This is a genomic window from Brachyspira sp. G79 (genome assembly GCF_002379365.1).
Lineage (GTDB): Bacteria > Spirochaetota > Brachyspiria > Brachyspirales > Brachyspiraceae > Brachyspira.
In genome coordinates this window covers 205285-210288 of record NZ_JQIU01000009.1, presented here as the reverse complement: position 1 = coordinate 210288, position 5004 = coordinate 205285, and the positions used below count along the sequence as shown (strand labels likewise).

The window sequence follows — 5004 nt, the reverse complement described above, 5'->3', positions numbered from 1 at the left end:
TAATTCTTATGTAATAATCGTAATTATGAGGGTTTTACATTACTATCACTTGCAGTTATGGATAATAATATAGAAATGGCTGAGCTTCTTTTGAAATATAAAGCAGATGTTAATGCTGCGGTATATCTTACAGATAGTGTATTAATACTTGCAGTTGATAATAACAATATTGAAATGGTTAAACTACTTTTAAGTTATGGTGCTGATATTGATTATCAAGGCTTTAGAGGAAGAACTGCATTATTTTCTGCTTTAGAACATGATAGAAAAGAAAATACTGAAATGGTAAAACTCTTAATAAAAAATAAAGCAGATATTAATATATCTTATGATGGAGATAATGAAAATGAAGAAACACCTTTAATGTATGCCGCTATGAAAGGCTATAAAGAAACAGTAAAAATATTAATCGAAAATAAAGCTGACATAAATAAAAGAAACAGAAATAATTCAAATGCTTTGATTTATGCTTATATGTTTGGGCATGATGATATAGCAGATATTTTACTTCAAAATGGTTCTGATTCTTTGGATAAAAGTTTGAAAGTTTGTAATCTTAATAAAGAAACTTTGCTTAGTTATGATGTTCCATTAATAACTGCTGCAGTGTATTCTACTAATGAAGTTTTTTTACAAAAGCTTATTGATAATGGTGCAAATGTAAATTATAAAAATTATGATGAAAAAACCGCATTGATAGAAGCAGCTGATTATAATAATATTAATGCTGTAAAAGTGCTTCTTAAAAATAATGCTGATGTTAATGTTCAAAATAAGTATGGTATGACAGCATTGATGTGGGCTTGCCGTAGCGGAAATTTAGAAATGACAAAAATGCTTTTAGATGCTGGTGCTGATAAAAATATAAAAGATGGTAATTATGATGCATTGTATTATGCAAGAGAATACGGAAAAAATGAAGAAATAATAAAACTTCTTACACAATAAAAAATATTTACTTTTGTTTTATTTTTTGTTATAATTTGCCTATGAGAAATATAAATAGAATGAATGACTACTTTGTGCGTTATCTTTTAGGCTCTGTAGGCAATGAAGACATACTTGAGAATATAGTTAATTGTGTACTTAGAGATTCAGGGTTTGAAGAAGTTTATAATTTAGAAATAATAAATCCTCATAATCTGCCTGAAAATATTAATCTCAAAGAGTCTGTTTTAGATGTTAAAGCAATCACTAAAGACAATAAAAAAATTATTATAGAAATACAGCTTTCTGGAAATATTGATTTTGTAAAGAGAATATACTATTACATATCAAAAAATATAGTAAGCGAACTTAATGAAAATGAATCTTATGATATTATTAGTCAGGTTATAAGTATTAATTTTGTGAATTTTAATATGGATTTTTATGATGAAGGTAAAGCTCATAGATGTTTTAAGCTCATAGATACTCAAAATCATAATGTGTCATTGGATATTATTCAAATGCATATTATAGAAATACCAAGATTTATAAAAATATTATATAATTCAAATGAAGATGATATTAAGAAAAATAAAATATTATCTTGGATAGAGTTTTTTACTGTAAAAGATTTGGAAGAAGTAAAAGATAAATTAAAGGAGGTTAATGGTATTATGCCTAAAGTAATAGATAAATATGAGAGATTTATATCAAGTAAAGAAGAAATGGAAGTTTATAATGCCAGAGATGCTTTTTTATACGGACAGACTTTAATGCTTAAAAGAGAAAGAGAAGAAGGTATAAAAGAAGGTATAAAAGAAGGTATGGAGAAAGGTATAGAACAAGGTATAGAAAAAGGTATAAGAGAAAATCAAATATTAACGGCTAAAAATATGAAAAATAAAAATATGGATATAAATCTTATTAGCGAATTAACAGGCTTGAGTATAGAAGAAGTAGAAAAACTATAATTAATATAAGTTATATATCTTTATAATTTATGAATTTATTAAAATCTATCAAATCATAATTTTTATATACTCTTTTTATTTCATCTCTTACTTGCATTAAAGCAAAACCCAATAAATTTTCTCCTTTCCAACAAAAAGGATTTTTTATATTTTCATCATCGTATTTCATCTTTATTCCCCATACTTTGTCATAAGGGCTTGCCTCAGCTAATACTTTGTTTTTTGTGCTTAATAAAAAATTTCTTAATTCAGTGTTTTGTGAGAATTTATAATAATTTCCTGTAAATACTATTTGGTATTTTATTTTATCCCAAACTTCATCATCAAAATTTTTAACTTTTCTTCCAAGTTCTTTTATAGCTTTAGGCTGATTAGTATTCAAAATTTCATCAGCTATATTTTTATCATCAAATAATAATGCCTTATTATACATCATATATTTTTCCATGCAGTTAAATGTCAAATCATTCTCTCTAAAATCTTTAATATACCACTGACTTAATGACGATTTATTAATTTCTTTTTTATCATTAGAATGTCCGTAAAAGAATAAAAAGTCAATCTTCTTACCAGCATTAAAATCTTTTTGAAGTTTTAACAAAGAATATTTTTGATTTAGTTTTACATTACAATATACTGTTCTATAATCATTAATTAGATAGCTGTCATAAAAGCCTTTAAATACTACAGGCTCTTCAAAAAGTTTTTTATATTCTTCTTTATCATCATTTGAAAGTTTATTAAAATAATTATGAAATATTTTATTATAGGAACTATTATTAACAAACCATATTGGAGGCATTATATTTTTCATAAATAACTCTCATTTAATATAAAATCACTCAGCAAATATACATGCCGCACTATGATTTTCTGAAATATTTTTTAATGCTGGAATATTATTTTTACATTCATCTTTTGCATATATGCATCTTGTATGGAATCTGCATCCTGAAGGTATATCGGAAGCATTAGGTATTTCTCCTTTAATAGGAAGCTCTTTTATTATGTTAACTCTTCCTGAAGAGGCATCTGGAACAGCAGCTATCAAAGCCTTAGTATAAGGGTGTTTAGGATTATCTATTATTTCATCGGCACTTCCTATCTCAACAATACTGCCCAAATACATTACAGCTACCATATCAGCAAAATATCTTGCTGTTGATAAATCATGAGTCACATATATGTAGCTTAAATTTTTTTCTATCTGAAGCTCCTTCATCATATAAAGAATCTCAGCCCTTGTTGATAAATCTATCATAGATACAGGCTCATCCGCAACAACTAATTGAGGATTAAGTATTAAAGCTCTTGCCGTAGCTATTCTCTGACGCTGACCTCCAGAAAGCATATGAGGATATCTTTCCATAAACTCCTCTGGAGGATTAATCTTTACATCCATTAAAGCCTTAATAACCATCTCATCATAAACTTTTTCATCACCATCAATATTATGAATATATAAAGGTTCTTTCAATACATCTTTTATTTTAAATCTAGGATTCATAGAAGCATATGGGTCTTGAAATATCATCTGAACATTTCTTCTATACTTATGAGTTTCTTCTTTATTGAAGTTATTAATGTTTTCGTTATCAAATATAATATTTCCAGAAGTAGGATTAATCAATTTCATTATAAGTTTACCTATAGTAGTTTTGCCACTTCCAGATTCCCCTATTATTCCAAGTATCTTTCCTCTTTTAAGTTCAAAGCTAACATCATCAACTGCTTTAATCTCTTTAGACTTTTTCATTAAACTTTCTATAATATTGGCATGAGGATTAAAGTATTTTTTTACATTTTCAAGTTTTAATATTATATCATTATCCATCTATAACTCTTAATCATTTTATTTTTTATAATAGTAATATATTATAATTCATAAATCAAGTATTTTAATTTAATAATATTAATTGACTATTAATTTATATATAGTATAATATATAAATTGTTAGGACTTTTTATGAAACAAACAAACAAACAAACAAACAAACAAACAAACAAACAAACAAACAAACAAACAAACAAACAAACAAACAAACAAACAAACAAACAAACAAACAAACAAACAAACAAACAAACAAACAAACAAACAAACAAACAAACAAACAAACAAAATATTTTATTCTATTAAAGAAATCTATTGTCATTGCAAAAATTCTTATAATAAATCGGTATACTGTTTTTATATATTATGGAGCAGTATATGAAAAATAAATCCTTAATATATATATTTATTATTATTATATCAATATTTATTGGAATAATAACAAGAATTCAATTATATGGTAAATATAATGTAGCAAGCGGAGATACTTTAGAGCATTATTATAATATGAGGAAATATTATGATAATAAAATTTTTCCTGTTACAGGGGCACATTTAGTATCCCCGCCTCTATTAATAGGATCTGAAGAAATATACGATACAAATATTCCGAAAATTCCGGGCGGAGCATTTTACTGGCAGTATGTATTATTATATTTTTTATCAGGAGAAAATATTGAAACAGCAAGATTTTTAAACTATATACTAATTACAATATCACCTATTATATTTTTATTTTTTATATTAAAAAAATTTGGTTTAAAAATAATGTCAATAATAACATCAATATTATTTGTAAATATAAATTTTCTAAATTTACAAAATGAAATATATAATCCAGACACAGTTTTTATTTTATCATTTCTTTCAATAACATTAATACTAATATATATATCATCTGATAATAAAATGTCATATATAGCAAGTATTTTTATATTTCCTGTTCTAGCATTAGAAGCAATGTGTCATATTGCCGTATTTTTTAGTATAATACCTGCATTTGTTATATATTTAATAATAAGAATAAAAAGAACAAAACATTATATTATACCTTTATCTGCGGGTATATTGATATCATTTTTATTATACACTCCATATATAATATTTGAAATTTCAAATGGGTTTCCAAATTTCATGAATGTTATTAACTTAAAAAATTCAGTAAAACCTATAATACAGCCGCCGCAAATATGGTCTGTTTTGTTTTTTCCAACTAATGAACCAAATTACAATTATGGAAATAAAATAGCTATAATATTTACACGTTGGTTTAAT

General features: G+C 25.2%; 4 protein-coding genes and 2 pseudogenes. 4 read left to right on the top strand and 2 right to left on the bottom strand.

The annotated features are described in order from the left end of the window. Positions 1–12: 12 nt before the first annotated feature. Together KQ44_RS13875 and KQ44_RS13870 are read left to right on the top strand one after the other, a co-directional pair. A pseudogene (locus KQ44_RS13875) lies at positions 13–948 on the top strand (ankyrin repeat domain-containing protein); the annotation flags it as partial. A gap of 41 nt (positions 949–989) precedes the next feature. Next, the gene (locus tag KQ44_RS13870; protein ID WP_205676581.1) at positions 990–1898 is read left to right on the top strand and encodes an Rpn family recombination-promoting nuclease/putative transposase; all 909 of its coding nucleotides are present in this window, start codon (positions 990–992) and stop codon (positions 1896–1898) included. Positions 1899–1908: 10 nt separating this feature from the next. Here the strand turns inward: KQ44_RS13870 and KQ44_RS13865 are convergent, their stop codons facing one another. Together KQ44_RS13865 and KQ44_RS13860 are read right to left on the bottom strand one after the other, a co-directional pair. Beyond that, positions 1909–2712, bottom strand: a complete 804-nt coding sequence (locus tag KQ44_RS13865; protein WP_096737946.1) for an NADAR family protein — start codon at positions 2710–2712, stop codon at positions 1909–1911. Between the two features lie 24 nt (positions 2713–2736). After that, positions 2737–3732 carry an ABC transporter ATP-binding protein gene (locus tag KQ44_RS13860; RefSeq protein ID WP_096737945.1) on the bottom strand — a complete coding sequence of 332 codons (996 nt, stop codon included), beginning with the start codon at positions 3730–3732 and terminating at the stop codon, positions 2737–2739. Positions 3733–3864: 132 nt separating this feature from the next. On the opposite strand from KQ44_RS13860, the gene KQ44_RS14530 reads away from it, so the two are divergent. Both KQ44_RS14530 and KQ44_RS13855 read left to right on the top strand, forming a co-directional pair. After that, positions 3865–4035 carry a hypothetical protein gene (locus KQ44_RS14530; RefSeq protein WP_168171291.1) on the top strand — a complete coding sequence of 57 codons (171 nt, stop codon included), beginning with the start codon at positions 3865–3867 and terminating at the stop codon, positions 4033–4035. A 72-nt stretch (positions 4036–4107) separates the two neighbouring features. Then, positions 4108–5004: pseudogene (locus KQ44_RS13855) on the top strand (hypothetical protein); the annotation flags it as partial.